General features: G+C 37.6%; 20 protein-coding genes and 2 tRNA genes. 14 read left to right on the top strand and 8 right to left on the bottom strand.

What is annotated here, in order from left to right; genetic code table 11:
* Window positions 1–80 precede the first annotated feature (80 nt).
* Together M2419_RS20095 and M2419_RS20090 are read right to left on the bottom strand one after the other, a co-directional pair.
* Window positions 81–884: a DUF4292 domain-containing protein gene (locus M2419_RS20095; protein WP_153847256.1), complete on the bottom strand. Its 804-nt coding sequence runs from the start codon at window positions 882–884 to the stop codon at window positions 81–83.
* Window positions 874–2,595, bottom strand: a complete 1,722-nt coding sequence (locus tag M2419_RS20090; protein WP_153847257.1) for a tetratricopeptide repeat protein — start codon at window positions 2,593–2,595, stop codon at window positions 874–876. Before M2419_RS20090 ends, M2419_RS20095 begins: the two co-directional genes overlap by 11 nt.
* A gap of 234 nt (window positions 2,596–2,829) precedes the next feature.
* On the opposite strand from M2419_RS20090, the gene rplM reads away from it, so the two are divergent.
* From rplM to M2419_RS20060, 6 genes are all read left to right on the top strand, one after another.
* Window positions 2,830–3,273: a 50S ribosomal protein L13 gene (rplM, locus tag M2419_RS20085; RefSeq protein ID WP_077437655.1), complete on the top strand. Its 444-nt coding sequence runs from the start codon at window positions 2,830–2,832 to the stop codon at window positions 3,271–3,273.
* 11 nt (window positions 3,274–3,284) lie between these two features.
* Complete coding sequence (gene rpsI, locus M2419_RS20080) at window positions 3,285–3,671, top strand: 30S ribosomal protein S9 (protein WP_046671992.1); 387 nt, start codon at window positions 3,285–3,287, stop codon at window positions 3,669–3,671.
* A gap of 18 nt (window positions 3,672–3,689) precedes the next feature.
* Complete coding sequence (gene rpsB, locus M2419_RS20075; protein WP_046671991.1) at window positions 3,690–4,487, top strand: 30S ribosomal protein S2; 798 nt, start codon at window positions 3,690–3,692, stop codon at window positions 4,485–4,487.
* Between the two features lie 195 nt (window positions 4,488–4,682).
* Window positions 4,683–5,519: a translation elongation factor Ts gene (tsf, locus tag M2419_RS20070; RefSeq protein ID WP_153847258.1), complete on the top strand. Its 837-nt coding sequence runs from the start codon at window positions 4,683–4,685 to the stop codon at window positions 5,517–5,519.
* 186 nt (window positions 5,520–5,705) lie between these two features.
* Complete coding sequence (locus tag M2419_RS20065; protein ID WP_153847297.1) at window positions 5,706–6,569, top strand: SDR family oxidoreductase; 864 nt, start codon at window positions 5,706–5,708, stop codon at window positions 6,567–6,569.
* A 139-nt stretch (window positions 6,570–6,708) separates the two neighbouring features.
* Window positions 6,709–7,530, top strand: a complete 822-nt coding sequence (locus M2419_RS20060) for an AraC family transcriptional regulator (protein WP_153847259.1) — start codon at window positions 6,709–6,711, stop codon at window positions 7,528–7,530.
* On the opposite strand, the gene M2419_RS20055 is transcribed toward M2419_RS20060, so the two are convergent.
* Window positions 7,527–7,787: a hypothetical protein gene (locus M2419_RS20055; protein ID WP_182330778.1), complete on the bottom strand. Its 261-nt coding sequence runs from the start codon at window positions 7,785–7,787 to the stop codon at window positions 7,527–7,529. The genes M2419_RS20060 and M2419_RS20055 overlap by 4 nt on opposite strands.
* 182 nt (window positions 7,788–7,969) lie before the next feature.
* On the opposite strand from M2419_RS20055, the gene M2419_RS20050 reads away from it, so the two are divergent.
* The 3 genes from M2419_RS20050 (at window position 7,970) to M2419_RS20040 (ending at window position 10,982) form a co-directional block, all read left to right on the top strand.
* The gene (locus tag M2419_RS20050; protein ID WP_227550268.1) at window positions 7,970–8,365 is read left to right on the top strand and encodes a hypothetical protein; all 396 of its coding nucleotides are present in this window, start codon (window positions 7,970–7,972) and stop codon (window positions 8,363–8,365) included.
* 159 nt (window positions 8,366–8,524) lie between these two features.
* Window positions 8,525–9,301 (top strand): ABC transporter ATP-binding protein, encoded by a 777-nt coding sequence (locus M2419_RS20045; protein ID WP_153847261.1) that lies wholly within the window; start codon window positions 8,525–8,527, stop codon window positions 9,299–9,301.
* Between the two features lies 1 nt (window position 9,302).
* Window positions 9,303–10,982, top strand: coding sequence for a hypothetical protein (locus tag M2419_RS20040; RefSeq protein WP_153847262.1), 1,680 nt, complete (start codon window positions 9,303–9,305; stop codon window positions 10,980–10,982).
* A 94-nt stretch (window positions 10,983–11,076) separates the two neighbouring features.
* Here the strand turns inward: M2419_RS20040 and M2419_RS20035 are convergent, their stop codons facing one another.
* The 3 genes from M2419_RS20035 to M2419_RS20025 form a co-directional block, all read right to left on the bottom strand.
* Window positions 11,077–12,993 (bottom strand): peptide-N-glycosidase F-related protein, encoded by a 1,917-nt coding sequence (locus M2419_RS20035; RefSeq protein ID WP_153847263.1) that lies wholly within the window; start codon window positions 12,991–12,993, stop codon window positions 11,077–11,079.
* A 131-nt stretch (window positions 12,994–13,124) separates the two neighbouring features.
* Window positions 13,125–13,201: transfer RNA gene (locus M2419_RS20030), tRNA-Met, on the bottom strand.
* Window positions 13,202–13,494: 293 nt separating this feature from the next.
* A tRNA-Met gene (locus M2419_RS20025) sits at window positions 13,495–13,568 on the bottom strand.
* A 65-nt stretch (window positions 13,569–13,633) separates the two neighbouring features.
* Here M2419_RS20025 and M2419_RS20020 point away from each other — a divergent pair.
* The 5 genes from M2419_RS20020 (at window position 13,634) to M2419_RS20005 (ending at window position 18,933) form a co-directional block, all read left to right on the top strand.
* Window positions 13,634–14,011 carry an START-like domain-containing protein gene (locus tag M2419_RS20020; protein WP_070563117.1) on the top strand — a complete coding sequence of 126 codons (378 nt, stop codon included), beginning with the start codon at window positions 13,634–13,636 and terminating at the stop codon, window positions 14,009–14,011.
* 102 nt (window positions 14,012–14,113) lie between these two features.
* A complete protein-coding gene (locus M2419_RS20015; RefSeq protein WP_159731129.1) occupies window positions 14,114–15,598 on the top strand; it encodes an LptF/LptG family permease in 1,485 nt (494 codons plus the stop codon).
* 71 nt (window positions 15,599–15,669) lie between these two features.
* Window positions 15,670–16,884 carry a bifunctional 3,4-dihydroxy-2-butanone-4-phosphate synthase/GTP cyclohydrolase II gene (locus tag M2419_RS20010; protein ID WP_075994158.1) on the top strand — a complete coding sequence of 405 codons (1,215 nt, stop codon included), beginning with the start codon at window positions 15,670–15,672 and terminating at the stop codon, window positions 16,882–16,884.
* Between the two features lie 142 nt (window positions 16,885–17,026).
* Complete coding sequence (locus M2419_RS27530; protein ID WP_153847265.1) at window positions 17,027–17,422, top strand: thiol-disulfide oxidoreductase DCC family protein; 396 nt, start codon at window positions 17,027–17,029, stop codon at window positions 17,420–17,422.
* A 77-nt stretch (window positions 17,423–17,499) separates the two neighbouring features.
* The gene (locus M2419_RS20005; protein WP_159731127.1) at window positions 17,500–18,933 is read left to right on the top strand and encodes an NAD-dependent succinate-semialdehyde dehydrogenase; all 1,434 of its coding nucleotides are present in this window, start codon (window positions 17,500–17,502) and stop codon (window positions 18,931–18,933) included.
* 22 nt (window positions 18,934–18,955) lie between these two features.
* On the opposite strand, the gene M2419_RS20000 is transcribed toward M2419_RS20005, so the two are convergent.
* Both M2419_RS20000 and M2419_RS19995 read right to left on the bottom strand, forming a co-directional pair.
* Window positions 18,956–19,843, bottom strand: coding sequence for a DUF4476 domain-containing protein (locus tag M2419_RS20000; RefSeq protein WP_159731125.1), 888 nt, complete (start codon window positions 19,841–19,843; stop codon window positions 18,956–18,958).
* 75 nt (window positions 19,844–19,918) lie between these two features.
* The gene (locus M2419_RS19995) at window positions 19,919–20,458 is read right to left on the bottom strand and encodes a CopD family protein (protein ID WP_159731123.1); all 540 of its coding nucleotides are present in this window, start codon (window positions 20,456–20,458) and stop codon (window positions 19,919–19,921) included.
* Window positions 20,459–20,619: the final 161 nt, after the last annotated feature.

The following is a 20,619-nucleotide window of genomic DNA, read 5'->3' as shown; positions in this document are numbered from 1 at the left end:
TCTTTCTACCCTATCAATTCACGCCTTACTTTAGCAAACTAATTGCGAAAGTAATAAATCTAAAGGAAATAGACAGCTTCTCATCGGATTACTTTATAACGTGACGATACTGAAAAAGGCATTTCGACCGGTTCATTAAAGGTCACTTTATTAAAATTTATTTCCGTTTTTATCTCTTGGCGACCATCCGAAATGATCATTTTTAAAAGCATTGGAAATTCCTGTCCGGAGGCCATGGCATATTCCCCGTAATTGGCTTCCAACAACTGTTTCTTTGAAAGTTGCGCTAATCTAAATTGATAAGGCCTATTGTTATTATTTAATTTATATAAAAAATCTAGTTCATTCAACTTGCCATCTAACTGGACAGATATCGAATCCTGTTTAAAATTAACCTGATCAATATCTGCCAATAGATTCACAGAAAGATTGGCTAGCAACAAATCTTGTAGGTTTCCGAAAGTTAAATCCGGACTAGCAAAACGATACAGGTAGTCAAATGGCTTAACCATATATTCGCTCTGAAATTTATTTAAGATCTGTACGCTGTCTGGGGTTATTAATACCCGGGCAACCTCTATACCCAGTGTCGCAGAAATAGAAATCCAGATCCTTTTATCTTTCTCTATTCTAATATTAGAAGTGACATCATAATTGTCCTTTCCAAGGTCAAGACGCATTTTCGCTTTGCCAGAAAAAGTAGTATAGTTCAAATTGGTCAAAAAAAGATTACGTAAGCTATTTTTCTTTGCCTCCCTTGTGTTATCTTTTATCGTCAACTCGTTTTGAGCTTTGAGCTCCGCTTCTTTGAGTAGTTTCTTCTTCGAACTACAAGAAGAGAGCAGCAACAGCACAGCACCAACACAGACAATTTTATTCCACATAACTTTTAGTCTCAATCTTCTTTTTCAATTTCAGCTTATTTTCATCTGAGTCCACTCCCTTTTCTAAAGCAAGGTTCCACTGTTTTATAGCATCGTTTGTTTTCCCTAACTTAATTAGGATATCGCCATAATGCTCCAACAACACCGAAGTTTGCGGATTTGTATTTTTCAATGCTTTTTGAATCCAGACTAATGCATCGTCATATTTTCCATCAGCAAACAGCACCCAAGCATAAGTATCTTCAAAAGTTCCGTTATTGGGTTGCAATTTCGTCGCCATTGCAGCATATTTTGTCGCATCATCAAGTCGTTCTTTTCTTAACGACAAATAGTATGCTAAATTGTTCATCGCCGTCACATTTGTACTATCGAGCCGTATAGCTTCGATATAAGCTGCATCGGAGGCTTTATACATTTTAAGTGAGTTATAAATATCACCCAATCCTCCATAGATATTTGCCTGGAGAAAAGGAGATTCCTCCTGTGCATTATTAAGTGCAGCTTCCATAAATTTCCGGCTATTTTCCATATCCTTTTTCATGAGATAGGCCATACTCGTAAAATAGAGTATTGTGGCGTTGTTGGAGACATAATGTAAGGCCTCTCCGCCATGAGCGATTGCTTGGTCAAACTCGCCTTTGTCCATATCCAGGCTCATCAACATCCGCCATGCATCGATTTGATAAGGGTTCATACTAACGGCGACTGCTAGGGAACTTTGTGCAGCAGTTTTATCATCTTTCAACCAAAGCACCTGTCCTTTCGCCATATGGCTTTCTGCAATCCGTGGGTGAACTTCAACTAGGATATTGACCAATTCCAAAAGCTGATCTTTCGTATAGGGTCCTTTCGGATTCAATAAGGTCATTATAATCCGATTTTTGTCTGTAAAGTCAACCTTTTTAGACTGAAATCCCTGTTTGAGTGCATCGAAAGATAACTTGAGTTTTTTATCAAATCGATAGAGATCAGCTAAATCGAAATAAAGGAAATCCTCTTTTGTAGTCTGAATCCCCTTGTTAATATATTCCAGCGCAAGTTTTGAATTTTTGGAAAGATTGTACGCCTGCGCCAACTGACCATACACCTGAGCCAACGAAGTCCCTTTGTCTGCCCAAGGTTTCAAAAGATCAATAACAGCTTTATAATTACCAGCATCATTTAATAAAACACTACCAACCATGTCCAATGTATCCGAAGCTGTTGCAATTTCTTTGGTTTTATAGAAATACTCCAAAGCCACATCTTTATACCCACCGTTGAAAAGGAGCATGATGCGTTCGCGTTTTAGTGAGGCCGTATTATTATCGTCCTGATCAATCAGCTTATCGAGATAAATCAACGCACTGTCAGCATCATTTTTACTTTTAAATGCGTCGACTGCGAAGCTTAGATATTCAGGTTTAGACTGGATCGCCAGCGCATCTTTAATGGCTTGGATCGCTCCGTCCTGATTTCGCATCTGCGCAAGAAGAATTGCCTTTGTAAAATAGATGTCATCTGCCTGCGGAAAGTCTGCTATAATGGCGTCCAGAGAATCCATGCCCGGACCAATTTTGCCTTGCTTCAATATTTCCTGCACATTTTTAAATCGAGCATCATACGGTTTTGTCTTCTTATCTAGCGATTGCGCTTGCAATGAAGACGCCGCAAAAAGGAATACACCAATAAAACTTAAAAAAAATCGTTTATTTAAAAAATTCAATCTCATCTACTTCCGCTAAATAATTAAAAAATTCTTCCTGCAATATACTAACTAATGTAACAATATTCATTCGAGGAAGTTGTAAAAATATTGAGATTAGTGGGGCTTGTTTGAAATTCGACTCGTTTTCAATAAAATAAGCAAAATAGATTTTAAAATATAGAATAATAGATGTACCTTTGCAGACCCTTGAGATAAGGGGAAGAAAAATTTTTTAATAAATTATTTAAACAAAAGCAAGTGAATACGTTAAGTTACAAAACTGTCTCTGCCAACAAGAACACCGTTAACAAAGAGTGGATCGTTGTTGACGCTGAAGGAGAGATTTTGGGGCGTTTGGCGAGCAACATCGCGAAAGTAATTCGTGGTAAGCACAAGCCTACATTCACCCCACACGTAGACTGTGGAGATAACGTGATTGTTATCAATGCAGACAAAATCAGATTAACAGGAAACAAATTAGGCGACAAAGTTTACGTGCGCTACACTGGATACCCAGGTGGTCAACGTTTCGTTTCTCCTAAAGAGTTAATGGCTAAATTCCCTGAGCGCATCATTGAAAAAGCTGTTCGTGGTATGCTTCCTAAAAACCGTTTAGGTCGTCAATTGTTTAAAAACCTTTACGTTTATGCCGGTACAGAGCACAAACATGAGGCACAAAATCCAAAACCAGTTAAATTTTAAGGAGAATCGACATGTCAACAACTAACACTTCAGGAAGAAGAAAAACTGCTGTTGCCCGCATTTACTTAACTGCTGGTAGCGGAAACATTATCATAAACGGTAAAGACTTCAAAGAGTATTTCCCAACATTACCTTTGCAATACATCGCTACTCAATCATTGAATGTAGCTGGTGAATTAGCAAACTTTGATGTAAAAGTAAACGTTAACGGAGGTGGTGTTAAAGGTCAAGCAGAAGCTGTTCGCTTAGCGATCGCAAAAGCTTTGGTTGAACTTAACCCAGAAGTTAAACCTGCATTACGCGCGAAAGGTTTAGTAACACGTGATGACCGTATGGTTGAGCGTAAGAAACCAGGACGTCGTAAGGCTCGTAGAAGATTCCAATTCAGTAAACGTTAATCAAAGGAGGATCAAAAAATGGCAAGAACTACTTATCAAGATTTATTGGATGCAGGTGTGCACTTTGGTCACCTTACACGTAAATGGGATCCGAAAATGGCTAAGTACATTTTCATGGAGCGCAACGGTATCCACATCATTGACTTGAACAAAACTCTTACGAAATTAGAAGAAGCTGCTTCAGCTATCAAACAAATCGTAAAATCAGGTCGCAAAGTTTTATTCGTAGCTACGAAAAAACAAGCAAAAGAGATCATCGCACAACAAGCAAAAGAGGTTAACATGCCTTTCGTAACTGAGCGTTGGTTAGGTGGTATGCTTACAAACTTCGCTACAGTTCGTAAGTCTATCAAAAAAATGTCTAACATTGACAAAATGCAAAAAGACGGTACTTACGATGTATTGTCTAAAAAGGAGAAGTTAATGATTCAACGTGAGCGTATCAAATTAGAAAACCTTTTAGGAGGTATCGCTGATTTGAACCGTTTGCCAGCTGCTTTATTCATCATCGATGTGAAAAAAGAACACATCGCTGTTTCTGAAGCAATGAAATTGAACATCCCTACTTTTGCAATGGTAGATACAAACTCTGACCCTTCAAACATTGATTTCCCAATCCCTGCAAATGATGACGCTAGCAAATCTATTAGCTTAATCGCAGGTATTATTGGTCAAGCAATCCAAGAAGGTTTGGACGAGCGCAAACGCGACAAAGAAGAAGAAGCGGAAAAAGATGCTGCTGCTGCTAAAGCAAAAGCTGATAATGGAGATGCTTCAGAAGCTAAACGTCCTCGCAAAGCGAAAGACGGAGAATAATATTTTTATTCCAAACCGGATAGCGTAGCGTTAGTTTCTGGAAAAGTTTACTTTTCTTGAACTAGCCTATCTGTCCGGTTTTTTGGTTTAACAACACTCGTTTATCAAGGAATGTTAAACTTCATATTAGCTTAACATGTTTTAAGTTAATATTGTACAAATTTCAGTCGTAAATAATAATAAAAAGAAATAAACATGTCAGTACAAATTTCTGCATCAGATGTAAACAAATTGCGTCAACAAACTGGCGCTGGTATGATGGATTGTAAAAAAGCTTTAGTTGAGTCTAATGGTGACTTTGAAGCTGCTGTAGATTACTTGCGTAAAAAAGGCGCTAAAGTAGCTGCTAGCCGTCAAGATCGCGACTCTAACGAAGGTGTTATCATCGCTAAAGCCACTGCGGATGGTAAATCAGGTATCGTAGTTGAAGTTAACTGTGAAACTGACTTCGTAGCTAAAAACGCAGATTTCGTCGCTTTCGCAGAAAAAATTGCAGATCTTGCATTAAACAATAAACCTGCTTCTTTGGAAGAACTAAAAGGGTTGGAACTTGATGGCAAAAAAATCGCTGATTCTTTAATCGAGCAAACTGGTGTAATTGGCGAGAAAATCGACGTTTCTAAATACGAAACTATCACTGCTGAAAAAGTAATCGCTTATATCCACGGTAACTACCGTTTAGGTGTATTAGTAGGTCTTTCTGCTGATGCAGCTGGTGCTGAAGAAGCTGGTAAAGATGTTGCAATGCAAATTGCTGCAATGAACCCTATTGCAATTGACAAAGACGGTGTTGATCAAAACACAATTGAGCGTGAAATTGCTATTGCAAAAGAGCAAATCATTGCTGAAGGAAAACCAGCTGAAATGGCTGAGAAAATTGCTCAAGGTAAATTGAACAAATTCTTCAAAGATACAACGTTGTTAAACCAAGAATTCGTAAAAGATTCTTCTAAAAACATCGCTCAATTCCTAGATTCAGTTTCTAAAGGATTGACTGTAACTGCTTTCAAACGCGTACAATTAGGCGCATAAGCATACCTCCATTCTATTCAGAATGGAAATTTTAAAACAGGAGCTATTCATCGAATAGCTCCTGTTTCTGTTTATATCTCTACCTCCATTTATTCCCGAACTATTTTTATCCGCTCCACCGTGGCTTTTATTTTACCCCAAATTTTTGTAACTTAAGGATACATAAAAACTGAACAGCATATGGGCATGTTAAAGGAAAACGCGTTAAAAGGAAAACGAATTTTGATTACGGGTGGTGGTACAGGTCTAGGGAAAGCCATGACAGATTACTTTCTCGAGCTTGGCGCTTCTTGCCTGATCACAAGCCGCAAAGATGATGTTATACAACATACAGCAAACGAATTGTCGGAAAAACATCAGGCAAAATGTCTTGCAGTAGCTGGAGACGTGCGTAATTATGAAGATGTCGAACGCGTCGTTTCCTATGGATATGAACATTTTGGGGGGATAGATATCCTCATAAACAATGCTGCTGGAAATTTTATCTCCCCTACCGAACGTCTAAGCCCCCGAGCTTTCGAATCTGTCATTGGTATCGTTCTCCAAGGGAGTATAAACTATACCCTAGCACTGGGCAAGCGGTGGATTGAGGCAAATGAACCTAATAAAGCTATACTCAGTATCGTCACCACCTATGCTTGGACGGGGTCTGGATATGTTGTTCCTTCTGCAACTGCTAAAGCCGGAGTTCTTGCGCTAACCAGATCTCTAGCTGTAGAATGGGGAAAAAAAGGAATAAGACTCAACGCTATAGCTCCTGGTCCATTCCAAACTTCGGGCGCCATGGAACGGTTACTCCCGGGCGAATTAGGCGAACTCCTCTCACCTACCAAACGTATTCCCTTGGGCCGCTTGGGCAAACTGGAGGAATTAGCTAACCTCGCAGCCTATCTGGTATCCGATTATGCTAGTTATATCAACGGAGATGTTATCACGATAGATGGCGGCGAATGGCTTAAGGGGGCTGGAGAGTTCAATGGATTGGATATTATTCCTGAAGATCAATGGGATACTATTGAAAAGATGACCAGAAATGCAAAAAGCACTTGATAACCGTTTAACAAATGATTTATATTTTATTGTGAATACGCGACTGTAATCCATTCAGATTTAAAAGAGGAAAAAAGTAAAGTCTTTAATCCATTTTTCTTAGGTTTGTAGCGATTATTTTCCAATAGGGTCTGTACATATGATGAATTTATCTTTCGAATCTCAAAAAATCAAACACAAACAAAAATTAGAACTAAACAAAACGGGTTTTGATTTTGCGTTAGTTTATATATCCGAAGGCATACTCGTATCGAAAGGGAATAACTTGAAATTTTCAAAAGAGAATTTACTTTTTTTGAATAAAGATTTCGAAACACTTGAGACAAAAAAAGATACAATCGCATTTGTCCTCTATTTCTCAAACTCCTATTTTAAAGACCTGCACTTTATACAGCAAAATTTCAGACTTTCTCACAATCCGGTTGATATCTTCAACTCGAAGACTTTATTAAATAAGAGCCTATCGCTTAAAAAGGAAAATAAAAAACTAATCGAGCGGGTAATATCTCTGATTCAACAATATGAGAGTGAAGATACAGCATCTTCAATTTTTATATTCCACCAGACAATGTCGCTTTTCGCTTTAGTCGAAAATATATTGAAGGATCTGGAGCTACCTATTAACGAGTCATATGAAATGTCTCAAGAGATCGAGCAATACATACAGCAAAATATTTATTTCCCGGATAAATTACAAATCAAGTCGATCGCAGATCAGTTCCAAATTTCAGCAAATTATTTTGGGGCATTTTTTAAAAAAAGATACTCAAAAAGCTACAAAGTATATATAGATGATATTCGTATTAAACTAGTTGAAGAGAGATTAGCATCCAACAGATACACAATGAAACAAATTGTAGAAGAACTAGGATTTAATGATGAAAGTCACCTGACCAATTTCTATAAGAAGAAAAGAAATATTACACCCAGCTCTTATAAAAGAGCTAAAAATAGCGCTTAATTATCAAGCTGGATTATACCATTAAGATCATGATTTAAGGAGCGTTGAATGGCTTCATCCAAAATAAGAATCTTCTTTCCTTGAAAAGTCGCTGCATCATCACTTTCAAAATTTGAGCTACTGCAATTAAAAGAATCCAATTTCATCGGGAAATAAATTGGGTTCTCGTCTTCAGCTCGACCAATAGTCAATAAAATATTGTAGCCTTGTAGGCGTAAACTCTGTAAAGTCTGATAATTTAAACGCTTGAAGATCATAATTCCTGTTTTAGGATAGAACAAACATATAATTACATTGTTTTACTGCTTTAACCATTTTTTGCGTTTTTAACTTTCCAAAGGATATTCGACCCCATAATCTCCTAATACTTTTGGAATAATCGGTTTGCCGAATAAATCCAAAACTTTTTTTTTTGAGAACTGTTTTACAAATGAATAACATGAGTAGGATTATGTCAAAAAAAGAGCGTAAAAATGGGAAAGTCGAAGAAGACTATCCCGATATGGATCAGGACCTTGCTTTTAATGAAGAGCTTGACAGTTATGAAATGGATGTCGATGACAATGATCCAGACTATGACCACCCCGCTGACTATAATACAGTAGCTGAGGGCGCAATCGATGATGATTCAACATACGATGATTCTAATCCATTTGTCGGAGATGAGTATGCAACACAAGGTGAGCTCGAAGAAGAAGATCTAGATGAAGCTAACATGCGAATTGAGACTTTTAAACATGAACGGTTATCCCCTTTAGACAAGAAATTAGCCGAGAACGAAGAAGATCTGAGAGATGATCTCGATGAAGAGGGATATCCCAAGAACGACAGGTAGTATTTCCGAAAAATAACATAGTTTTTGAAGGGACCAAAAGGTCCCTTTTCCATTGATTAAAATAGAGACATTCTTCTCAAGAATATTAAGTATATACTTTTCAATTGGAAACTATAACTCCAATTTTTTATGTAAGTTTACTTTGAAGATTATAATCATATGGAAAGTATATTACCTCTCATCCGAATTGTTGACCTAAAAAAATCATACGGAGTAAAAGAAATATTGAAAGGAATCAACCTTGACATATTCCCAGGTCAAGTTATCGGATATATTGGCCCAAATGGTGCCGGTAAATCCACTACCGTTAAAATATTAACAGGACTAATCGAAGATTTCACAGGCACTGTAGAAATTAATGGCATCAATATTCAAGAAGATCCACTTGCAGTAAAAGCATTATTGGGATATGTTCCCGAAAACGCAGAATTATATGACGTCCTGACTCCCATGGAATACTTGGATTTTGTAGGTAAACTCTATGGAATGAAAGATAATGTCATCCTAGAACGTTCCTTAAAACTGTTAGCAGCCTTTGGCCTTGAAGCTAATGCAAATAATAGGATGGATACCTTCTCCAAAGGAATGCGTCAAAAAGTACTTTTAATTTCAGGAATTATTCATAACCCACAAATTATCGTGCTAGATGAACCATTATCTGGACTCGATGCCAATGCTGTTATCGTTGTTAAAGAACTTATTTCATTACTTGCAAAAGAAGGGAAAACAATTTTCTATTGTTCACATATGATGGACGTTGTTGAAAAAGTATCTGATCGGATTTTACTGATAAACCAGGGCAGCATCATTGCGAATGGCACGATTGAGGAACTAAAAACAGATCCTAGCGAATCCCTGGAGCATATATTTGCTAAATTAACCAATACTGGCAGCAGTGCATTAGATGCTTCCAATATCATTACAGCCATTCAATAACATGGAAAAATTTATCTTAAAATTTATCCTTCTTTTTCGTGGGGTTTGGAAAGGCCTAGGCATCAATTATGAACAGTTTAAGATCATCTTAGAAACCAAAGTAATCTTAGAGAATAGAAAACCTATTAGCTTTAGAAAACGTAGCTCAGGAAAATCATCTTCTTCGTCATCGATTTTACAATTCCTATTGTATCTCATCTTTGGCCTGATATTCATGGTAATTATTTTTTCGATTCCAGATAGGTACTTAGCCATTTCGATTATGCTACTCAGTTTCATTAGCATGTTAAGCATTACGTTGGTGTCCGATTTTTCACCCATATTATTAGATACTCGGGATCAGTATATCATTATGCCTAGACCAGTTAATGACAAGACTTTAGCTATTTCCCGAATAACTTTTATTGCAATCAAGCTTTTTAATCAAGTAATCGCGTTGACCTTACCCGTGCTTATTTATGTATTATTCAATTGGGATATCGTCTCCGTCTTTCTTTTATGCCTGCAGCTTATACTAAGCACTTTAATCGCGCTGATATTTGTTAATGGATTTTATCTGATTAGCATCAAATATCTCCCCATCCAAAAGTTTAAAGATGTAATTACTTATATACAGATCGGTCTCTCACTGGTTCTTTTTCTATCCTATTATGTTGGCCCAAATTTGATCCAATCTATTGTGGAATCCCATTTAACGATGGAACAGCTCAGATTTCTTTGGATATTCCCAAGTACCTGGATTGCATCATTCCAACCATTACTCTTTGGTAACCACAATGTACATTTGGTCATCTTATCAACACTGGGAATACTAACTCCCTTTGCTGGTATCTACGCTTGTACTAAGCTATTTTCACGGGGATTTAATGCAAAAATAGCTGCACTAGCAAGTGCCGACAACCTCCCTAGTGAAACTTCACAATTAACCCGAGATAATCCCTCCAAATTACCGCTATATAAAAGGATCTCTTCGAACGTTTGCTCATCCCCGGTTGAAGAGGCTGGATTTGGCATCGTATGGCTAATAAGTTCTAAAACGAGAGAATTTAAGCAACAGCTATACCCTTCGTTGGCTTATCTACCTATTTATTTTATTTTTTTATTTCTACGTACAGGAGATGATCTCCCAATAGCTGGCAAAATAGCGAAGCTTCGGGATTCAGGCTTGTATATCATTATGTTTTATCTTTCGTTATTAACCATACTAACCGTTTTCCAGCTTATTACTCAAAGTAATAAATATAAAGCGGCCTGGGTCTACCATGTGACTCCGATACAAAAACCGGGACAGCTGATGACTGGAGTTCTTAAAGCATGTCTGATTAAATATGTTTTACCGTTCAACATACTGTTTCTTTCTATCTGTGTACCGCTATTTGGTCTCAGTTCTATTAATGATCTGCTATTATCTTCCGCGATTGGCGGAATCGAAAGTATTCTGATTATGCTTTTCATTGTCAAAAACTATCCATTTTCGAAGGCTAGTCAATCCAATTCAAAAGCAATAACTAATCTACTGATATTAGGTCTATTGGGTATTTTGGGATACTTACATAAAACAATTTTCCATTATGAAACTCTAATTTGGATCTTAGCTGGACTTGCATGGGTCGTATTCTTTTTTATGCTGAAGTACTTACAGAGAGAAGACTGGAAAGGCTTAGCTTACGACGACAATTGATTAAACAGATAAAAAAAGCTCCATTAATGGAGCTTTTTTATCTAATTCTTCAAAATCTAGGCACAAAATATCTTCGTCCTTTTCTTTTATCCGGTTATCTTTTATTTATCCGTCCTTTAAATCGGCTAATACCATCCATCAGAACTTCAACGATTATTCTTCCTGAAGGTAAATGGCTCAGATCATAGTTCAGGACAGCTTGTTGAACAGATTTGTATTCATGTTTTTGCCACAAAACGCCATCAACCATAAAAAGGACAGTCATCTCACTCTTTTTATTGGACACTACGCTCAGTTGTGTCTTATCCACAACCGACCTTGGATAAAGTGAGAAGGCATATTGCGTTGAAATTGTGTTCATCTCAAATCCACGTTTGGCATTGAAACTAAACATCTCGCCATTTCCACAATCGCTTTCAAAAGCATGAATAAGGTTTCCTTTCAGATCGAAGATCCGTAAATGGCCATCACCATTTTCAGGTTGTGCCCAAAACTGCAGTCCGTTACCTGCGGTATCAACCAAAGAGAGCGAGTGATTTCCCTCAGTAAGATGTAAAGTATCTCTATACATAGTTTCAGTAGCAAGTTGAGAGCCTTTTTTACGAAAGACTGTATCCTGCTTTGCATTAATTAGAAATATACGATTATCCGCTGGTTTATTATTGGTCATAAACTCCAAAATAAAATCAGTGGGAAATTTCTGCAGAGCTGTAAAGACGCTTTCCGCCTTATTGTCTGTGGGCCACGCATCCGGCTTTCCATTAGGTTTAAGAAGTGACACCGTAAATACATTCTCCTGATCTTTTTCCTGTATTTCTGCTGGTAGGATAACTTCTGCAACTTGATTAAAAGAAAGATTACCTTTCCAATGGAAAGTTTTGACTGGAAATCCTTTCGTGCCATAAACAATTTCTAGGGATCGAATCGGGTCAGCACCCAAATTTCTGAAAGAAATCTTTGGACCAGCACTCGCCGGATTTAATCTAGAAAAACGCTGTTCATCACTTGGAACCATTATTGACTCGACCGCAGCATCTACTTTTTGTTTTGGGGCTGAATATTGAAACAAGTAAGCGGATATATTTTCGACTGCCTGTACATTATCAGTCGCTGTATAGGGTTCCATTTGTAAGGCAACTTGATGAGTACCAACTTTAGTAAATACATCAATAAAATCAGGCTGCTGTAAATCTCCAGGACACCAATATGCGCGGTCATGTACCCAGGTCCCGCCTTGTGGATAAAGTGGATTACCACCACATTTCTTCCACATATCACGTCTGTCTACAGTCTTTCCATCGAAGGTGAGTTCGCGCCATCGGCTACAGAATTCACTACAGCCACGTGGTTTATCCATACCATGCCCTGTATGCTGAATACGTATTCGGCTCAATGCTGCTCCCGGACTCGAGGTATATGTTATTGGTAGTAGATTTTCTCCTATCTTTTCGTTGACATCCCCGTATTTATATGCTTTATTCCACAGCGCTGTTATTCCCAATGGGGTAACAACTGGTGGACCTGATAAAATTTCAAAATCTACAGTAAGTGCCCACCCTACAGTCTTGTCCTCAAAACCAGAATGAGTATAGACAATTTCCACGCTATCCCTTAAGAAAGGAGCAAAATCAGTTACATCGACCTGCCATTTCCAACTCCATCCTTTATTGTAAATACTACCATATGGCGTAAGCATTCTTCCTAATTCATAATTTAGCACAGGTCCATTTTTTCCTCCTTTACGACGCAATAAGATGTGATCCAAATAATCCCAATGCGCTGTGCGCAAACTATCGGGGCTCCCAAGCGTAACAAACATAGTAACCTTCCTTACAGGATAGTTTTCTTTTGGAAATATCCCCCAAGCTGGATAGGAATTCTCGCCTTTCTGTACATCACATAGAATGGTCTTCCGTTGATGTGTAACGACATGGCTTATTGTGCCTTGTTGTGCAAAAACATGATAGCAGATAAAAAAATAGAATAGAGTTAGTATAGATCTTATATTCATTATTTAAGTATTATCCATGAAACAATACAAAGATAGATGTACTCTTGTCAGCGGCGAAAAAAAGGTAATGCGATAAAAAGGAAATACATGCAATCATAAAAAAAGCATCAATCTTAACAGACTGATGCTTTTGGTAGCGGGGAGCAGAATCGAACTGCCGACCTTTGGGTTATGAATCCAACGCTCTAACCATCTGAGCTACCCCGCCGTTTCGGTATGCAAATATACCACTTCGTATGTCAATTCAAAAGATTTTTTTATTTTTTTACCAATTCTGACCTATTTAAAACTCGCATTAAACACAACAAACTCATTTTTAACTCAATAAATTTATCATTGAAAAATAGAAACTGATGTTGAAAAAATTGATAGTCCTAAAAACAACATGTTTATCAAAAAACAGGGGCAACTTTTTACAAAAAAACTTGCAATAACAAAATAAATATGTATTATTACAAATAATAAGTTGATGTAGTAAAAAGCAATTTTGGAAGAGATTTGTAGCGGGGAGCAGAATCGAACTGCCGACCTTTGGGTTATGAATCCAACGCTCTAACCATCTGAGCTACCCCGCCATTTTGGGAATGCAAATATAGCTTATTTTTGATTTAAACAAACTAAAATTTAAAAAAACATTTTTATGGCAGATAAAATAAAATTCCAACTAGAATATATCATCAACTCTTCACCTAGAATTTTATTTCCGTATTTGCAAGAACCAAACGAATTGGCGCAATGGTTTGCAGATGATGTAAACTATAAAGACACCGTTTATACTTTCATTTGGGATGATGAACCTCACCGAGCAAAAATTGTAGCATCGAAAGAAAATAAATCTGTACGCTTTAAATGGCTCGATGATGATCCCTATTATTTCGATCTGGAGATCGATCAAGACGAGCTAACAAATGATGTTGCTCTTAAAATAACAGATTACGCTAAAGAAGAAGACCTTGAAAATAGGAAGTTAATTTGGAAAAATTCAATAGTCTATCTTCAAAGTGTTATAGGTGCATAAAAAAGCCTATCTTTGCAATATATTTCCACTAAGGGCTCCAGCTGGAGCTCCTTAGTTGGTAGATGCCTTAATGTAAAGGCATCAATTTGCTTTGCGTCACGGATGAAAAAGGTTCATTTACTTATTCTTCAAGCTTTCATAAAACCATTTATTGTCACATTCTTTATTGTGATGTTTGTCTTATTGATGCTTTTCCTATTCAAGTACATTGATGATTTGATTGGAAAAGGATTTGAATGGTATACGATCATGGAGCTAATTGGATATCAATGCGTTGTTCAAATCCAAATGGCAATGCCTTTATCCATGCTCCTTTCCTCCATTATGACTTTCGGAAATCTGGGTGAAAGCTATGAATTAGTTGCGATCAAGGCTGCGGGCGTATCTTTACGTAAAGCGATGACCCCGCTATTCATACTCGTTGCAATTTTCGCAACAAGTTCTTTTCTGTTCTCTGACTATATTCTCCCCGTAGTGAACCTAAAAATGGGTACCCTACTTACTGATGTACGTAATAAAAAGGCAGATTTCCTCATCAAACCCGGAATCTTTAACAACACCATTCCAGGTTACTCGATCCGCGCTAGAGGAAAAAACAAAGCGGGAACAATTCTCTATGACTTGATGATCTATGATCATCGTGGCGGTAATACAGCCAATAATGTACTTATGGCTAAAGAAGGGTATATCTATAACTCTCCTGACAACAATTATATGATCCTAAAACTTAAGGATGGTATCCGCTATGAGGAAGCACGGACTAAAAACTCAAAAACCTACGATCCACGTCAGCAATTTACGCGATTTAAGTTCAAGGAAACAGAGCAAAAGTTTGATATGGGAAGTTTTCAACAAGGTAAAACGGATGAAAATCTCTTCAAGAGCCACCATGCAATGTTAAACCTGAAACAGTTAGACATGTACATCGATTCCAACCATATTAAGATAGACAGTATGGGAAAAGCAATCGTCCGTACATTAGACACCCGATATAATATCTATTCGAAATATTTTAGTGCGAATCAACCTGGACAGCCAAAAGTCAAAGAAGCTAAGATCAAACCTTTTAAAAATTTGCTTACCGATCTGGTTCCCCAAGAACAACGGGCACAGATCACCATGAATGCGTTAAACCAGTTGAATTATTTAAAGGAAGATCTGAATGGCCGTACACTTGAATTTAAAGATTACAAATCGAAAGATATACGCTATCGTATTGAATGGCATCGCAAGTTTACCCTAGCTGTCTCCTGTCTTTTACTATTTGCAATCGGAGCTCCACTAGGAGCAATTATCAGAAAAGGTGGACTCGGTCTTCCGGTCGTGATGGCCATCATTTTCTTTCTGATCTATCACATTATCTCTACAGTTGCAGAAAAAACAGCGAAAGATGGTGCTATATCATCAGCCGTAGGTATGTGGATGGCCATTATTGTCTTAACACCATTAGCCGCTTTTCTAACGTACAAGTCGACGACTGATTCTGCCTTATTTGATATTGATCAATATAAATTAAAAATAGAAGCCGCTTGGAAGTGGATTAAGGAAAAGCTTGCAAAAAAGAATAAATTAAAAGAATCACATTAGATTGTGACAACGCTATTATAAATAAATTTAGATTCTACACTAACTTTGTACCAATTACAATATATCAATAAATGGATTTCAAATTAAACACGATCGAAGAAGCGATCGCTGATATACAGGCAGGAAAAGTAGTAATCGTCGTGGATGACGAAGATCGCGAAAATGAAGGAGACTTTGTCACTGCGGCCCGCAATGCAACCCCCGAAATCATCAACTTTATGGCGACTCACGGTCGTGGACTAGTGTGTGCCCCAATTACAAAAGAAAGAGCAGATGCATTACATCTTGACTTAATGGTGGGACAGAATACAGCGGTATATGAAACGAACTTTACAGTTTCCATTGACTTACAGGGATATGGTTGTACAACTGGTATTTCTGCGTCGGACCGCTCGAAAACAATTAAAGCAATGATCGATCCTAATATTCATTATGAAGAATTAGGTAGACCAGGACATATTTTCCCGCTCATAGCGAAAGATGGTGGTGTATTACGTCGCACAGGACACACTGAAGCTACAGTTGACCTTGCTCGATTAGCAGGATTTGAACCAGCGGGTGTATTGGTTGAGATTCTAAAAGAAGATGGTGAAATGGCCAGACTTCCGGAACTAATGGAAGTTGCTAAAAAATTTGATTTAAAGATCGTTAGTATTGAAGATCTGATTGAATACCGTCTTAAGCACGACTCTTTAATCAATGAAGAAGTCACTGTTAATATGCCTACGCAATATGGTGATTTTAAAATGAAAGCCTTTACACAAAAGGACACTGGCGAACAACATTTAGCGCTTTACAAAGGTGAGTGGAATGAAGATGAACCTATTTTAGTACGAGTGCACAGCTCTTGTGTTACCGGTGATATTTTTGGTTCTTGCCGTTGTGACTGTGGCCCTCAATTGCACAAAGCAATGGAAATGATCCAACAAGAAGGTAAAGGTGTTATTGTCTATATGAATCAAGAAGGTCGTGGTATTGGACTGATCAATAAGCTACATGCTTACAAATTACAAGAAAATGGTTTGGATACGGTAGACGCCAATGTGCAGTTAGGGTTCAAGGCAGATTTAAGAGACTACGGTGTAGGAGCCCAGATTCTTAGAAATCTTGGTGTCACAAAAATGCGTCTTATGTCAAATAATCCGACAAAACGTGCTGGCCTAGTAGGTTATGGTCTTGAAATCATAGAAAATGTACCTATTGAAATAACGGCAAATCCCTTTAATGAAGAGTACTTAAAAACTAAAAGGGATCGTATGGGACATACAATCATGAAAAATCTATAAAAAGGAATTAAAAAAGGCGGTGTTTCTATTGGAAACACCGCCTTTTTTAACATAGAGAATTAAACTCCGATGATGATAAAATCACTCCCATTTATGATCTTGTTATGGCAGTACTTTCAATAAATAGAAGTAACTTTATAATATGGAACAACAAGGGAGATATATCATCTTTTTCGATGGTGATTGCTTGATCTGTAATCGCTTTGTTCAACTATTATTAAGGATAGATCGCAGAAAGAAATTCTTATTTAGTTCCTTGCAGTCTGAATTTGCCCGGGCCGCGCTAACAAATATTCCCAAAAATACTGATTCCATCGTTTTCCTATCTCCAGCCGGTACCTATCTCAAAAGTGAAGCTGTTTTAAAGATTTGTAAGCAGTTGGGCTTCCCCTACATTACTTGTTATTTACTGAAGATTTTACCACTCAAGTGGAGAGATGTGCTTTATGATTATTTTGCTAAAAACCGCTATCGATGGTTTGGAAAAAATGAGTTTTGTACAATACCTTCAAAATCTGAACGAGAAAGATTCATTTGAACAAACAACAATCATATTAAAGTGAAGTTTTGTTCAGAAATCTTCTAATTATACTTGTGACAATTAAATTTACATCGATGAAAAATACACTTTTAATTGACAGTGCCTATATCAATGGGAAATTTATCAAGTCAAAACACACCTTTGATGTGGTAAATCCTGCAACAGGAAAAGTTATTGCTTCGTTGCCAGATCTAAAAGTTGTTGACTGTACTAAAGCCATAATTGATGCTGACAAGGCATGGAAAAGCTGGAAAAACACAACTGTACTGGAACGTTGCAACATCGTCCGCAAATGGTACGATCTTATTCAACACTATAAAGACGATCTTGCGGAAATCATGACCCTAGAAAGCGGCAAACCGCTAAGCGAATCGAGGGTAGAGGTTGACTACGGTAGTTCTTTCGTAGAATGGTTTTCAGAAGAAGGAAAAAGGGCCTATGGCGAAACGATACCCTCTCATAAAAAAGGAACGAGAATGCTTACAATTAGGCAAGGTGTAGGGGTCGTAGCTGCAATTACACCCTGGAATTTTCCATTAGCGATGATCACCCGAAAGGTTGCTCCAGCTTTGGTAGCTGGTTGTACCGTTGTGCTAAAACCGGCCTCCCAAACCCCATTTTCCGCTATAGCATTGGCTAAACTGGCTGAAGATGCTGGGATCCCGAAGGGTGTTTTTAATGTCATTACAGGAAAAGACAGTGTTGGTATAGGCAAAGAACTAGCTACGAACGACCTGATAAGAAAACTATCCTTTACAGGCTCAACCGAAGTCGGAAAAACACTCATAGAACAATCAGCCTCTAACATTAAAAAAGTATCTATGGAGCTCGGTGGTAATGCTCCCTTTTTGGTTTTTAACGATGCGGATATTGATGCTGCTGTCGAAGGAGCCATTGCCGGAAAATTTAGAAACTCAGGGCAAACTTGCGTTTCCATCAATAGGTTTCTAATCCAAGAAGATGTCTATGATGAATTTTCGATGAAACTTAGCCATGCTGTCAGTAAATTGAAAGTTGGCAACGGACTTGACAAAGACGTCCAGGTAGGTCCCTTAATCAATGCAAAAGGGCTAGAAAAAGTACAGCATCATGTACAAGACGCATTAAATCATGGTGCCGAATTGGCTACTGGAGGAAAGGTCATCAAAGATCTATTTTTCCAGCCAACTGTGCTGACCAACATTCCGAAAGAAGCGCTTATATTCCGCGAGGAGACTTTTGGTCCGATTTGCGCCCTTTTCAGTTTCAAAACAGAAGAAGATGGAATAGCAATGGCCAATACGACTGAATTTGGACTAGCCTCCTATTTTTATAGTACAAATATAAATCGCTGTTTTCGTGTCGCTGAACAGCTAGAAGCTGGCATGGTAGGTGTCAATACAGGCCTTATTTCAAATGCAGCAGCTCCTTTTGGTGGAGTAAAACAATCTGGTGTAGGTCGTGAAGGATCTAAACACGGTTTGGATGAATATATGGAATTAAAATATATCTGCTTTGGCGGTGAATAAAAAAAGGAGCAAAATGCTCCTTTTATTTTTTTAAAAAATCCACTAGCTTTTCCCTTGTTGAACTGAACGATAAGGCGTCCCCTACTTTCTCATAATTCTGTTTATCCACACAGGTCGGATAAGCATATTTAGCAAAGGCCAGTTTATTATCATCTCGTATAAAAAGTTCCATTAAATCAACAATTTCAGTAACACTTAGACGCATACTTTTTAATTCCTGAGCAGCTACAGCAAGTCTATCCTGATCGTTTTCCTTCTGATTTAATAGATCGTTCAATCGATTGGAATTCGTTTTATTCATTCCTCCTTTATCAGACTGACCACTATTTTCATTATATCCACGATGATCCTCTACACCGTTGCGATAAATCTGAGAGTCCCCTGTCTGTCTACTGCGATCATTACCCCAACCAGTATTATATCCATCTCGATTATTATTCGGTAAATCGTCACGATCTTCTGATTGTCTGTATCGCTCATTACCTTGTTCATTATTATATCTATCCAGGTTATCATAGGGTAAATCCTCACGATAATTCCCATTGTTATACCGATCAACAGGATTCATGGATTCCAAGATAATCCCCCTATTTCCGCCTCTGCTACTGACAGAAAATACAACGTTCATATATTGCCCATTTCGATTGACAAGTTGCACGCCACTGCCATTCAATGTGCGTTGCTGTCTGTCAGCAAATACAATACGCAAATCATAACGACGACTCGTCAAATTGGATACCCTAATATCCGTGGAAGCCCTATTATTATACAAAACGTTGTTGATATAAAGAAAAAATGGAACATCTGTAGAATAGATATTTAATGCCCCTCCAAAAGGTCTGTATCGCTGCGCAAACCCAGCCGTTGCGACAATAAGCAACGAGACCATAACCAAAATTTTCCTGTACATAATCCGATTCAATTAATAATCCTTCGACTACACAGAATAAAAAAGGATTAAGAAACCAAAGAATTTAACATTTTGTTATGCTTTCTTGTTCCGGTACTTCTTATAAAGTTTTACGGCCATCATTAAAGCGATGGATAAAATTAAGAGCCCCAAAACGCCAAATATCCAGTTCAGTGCCGATTTTAAGACAACAGTAAAAACAATCGCGAATAATAAAACTGTTGCGACTTCATTAAACAAACGGAGATTTGTTGAGGTTAATTTGGATTCTTGACGACTCAATTTGAACATAATCTTCTGGCAGCTAAAATGATAGATAATCATCCCCAGAACGAATGTCAGTTTTACATGCATCCACCCCATGGATAATAAACCAGGGGAATAGCATAACATAACTAGTGCAGAAAGGACTGTGATGTACATCGCAGGAGTAGTAATAACCCACCACAGTAATTTTTCCATCTTACTGAATTCTTTATGCAAAACATCAAACGCTTCTTGACTCTTGTCCTTAGCTTCTGTATGATATATAAAGAGTCGAGGCATATAAAACAGACCTGACATCCAACAAATCACAAAGATAATATGAACTGCTTTTGCATATAAATAGACCATAGTTACAAAAATAAGAAAAGTTAATAGCATTCAATACGTCCAAACATCAATTGCGCAAATCTTACATCCAATATACAAAAGTGCTATATCAACCGAAATAGATTAGATCTTGTTAAAACAAAAACGACTTGCCTTTGGCAAGTCGTTTTTGTTCTTGAAGC

The sequence above is a fragment of the Sphingobacterium sp. BIGb0116 genome (assembly GCF_024808035.1).
Lineage (GTDB): Bacteria > Bacteroidota > Bacteroidia > Sphingobacteriales > Sphingobacteriaceae > Sphingobacterium > Sphingobacterium paramultivorum.
The sequence above is the reverse complement of the archived record's forward strand: the minus strand, read 5'-3'. Positions and strand labels throughout refer to the sequence as shown.

What these genes read in the sequence shown, in the direction of transcription:
- M2419_RS20045 (WP_153847261.1), top strand. Translation starts at nt 8,525, where the DNA reads ATGGAAAGTATATTACCTCTCATCCGAATTGTTGACCTAAAAAAATCA.
- tsf (WP_153847258.1), top strand. Translation starts at nt 4,683, where the DNA reads ATGTCAGTACAAATTTCTGCATCAGATGTAAACAAATTGCGTCAACAA.
- M2419_RS20040 (WP_153847262.1), top strand. Translation starts at nt 9,303, where the DNA reads ATGGAAAAATTTATCTTAAAATTTATCCTTCTTTTTCGTGGGGTTTGG.
- rpsI (WP_046671992.1), top strand. Translation starts at nt 3,285, where the DNA reads ATGTCAACAACTAACACTTCAGGAAGAAGAAAAACTGCTGTTGCCCGC.
- M2419_RS20000 (WP_159731125.1), bottom strand. Translation starts at nt 19,843, where the DNA reads ATGTACAGGAAAATTTTGGTTATGGTCTCGTTGCTTATTGTCGCAACG.
- M2419_RS20090 (WP_153847257.1), bottom strand. Translation starts at nt 2,595, where the DNA reads ATGAGATTGAATTTTTTAAATAAACGATTTTTTTTAAGTTTTATTGGT.
- M2419_RS27530 (WP_153847265.1), top strand. Translation starts at nt 17,027, where the DNA reads ATGGAACAACAAGGGAGATATATCATCTTTTTCGATGGTGATTGCTTG.
- M2419_RS20020 (WP_070563117.1), top strand. Translation starts at nt 13,634, where the DNA reads ATGGCAGATAAAATAAAATTCCAACTAGAATATATCATCAACTCTTCA.
- M2419_RS20095 (WP_153847256.1), bottom strand. Translation starts at nt 884, where the DNA reads ATGTGGAATAAAATTGTCTGTGTTGGTGCTGTGCTGTTGCTGCTCTCT.
- M2419_RS20015 (WP_159731129.1), top strand. Translation starts at nt 14,114, where the DNA reads ATGAAAAAGGTTCATTTACTTATTCTTCAAGCTTTCATAAAACCATTT.
- M2419_RS20060 (WP_153847259.1), top strand. Translation starts at nt 6,709, where the DNA reads ATGATGAATTTATCTTTCGAATCTCAAAAAATCAAACACAAACAAAAA.
- M2419_RS20065 (WP_153847297.1), top strand. Translation starts at nt 5,706, where the DNA reads ATGTTAAAGGAAAACGCGTTAAAAGGAAAACGAATTTTGATTACGGGT.
- M2419_RS20035 (WP_153847263.1), bottom strand. Translation starts at nt 12,993, where the DNA reads ATGAATATAAGATCTATACTAACTCTATTCTATTTTTTTATCTGCTAT.
- rpsB (WP_046671991.1), top strand. Translation starts at nt 3,690, where the DNA reads ATGGCAAGAACTACTTATCAAGATTTATTGGATGCAGGTGTGCACTTT.
- M2419_RS20055 (WP_182330778.1), bottom strand. Translation starts at nt 7,787, where the DNA reads ATGATCTTCAAGCGTTTAAATTATCAGACTTTACAGAGTTTACGCCTA.
- M2419_RS20005 (WP_159731127.1), top strand. Translation starts at nt 17,500, where the DNA reads ATGAAAAATACACTTTTAATTGACAGTGCCTATATCAATGGGAAATTT.
- M2419_RS20010 (WP_075994158.1), top strand. Translation starts at nt 15,670, where the DNA reads ATGGATTTCAAATTAAACACGATCGAAGAAGCGATCGCTGATATACAG.
- M2419_RS19995 (WP_159731123.1), bottom strand. Translation starts at nt 20,458, where the DNA reads ATGGTCTATTTATATGCAAAAGCAGTTCATATTATCTTTGTGATTTGT.
- M2419_RS20050 (WP_227550268.1), top strand. Translation starts at nt 7,970, where the DNA reads ATGAGTAGGATTATGTCAAAAAAAGAGCGTAAAAATGGGAAAGTCGAA.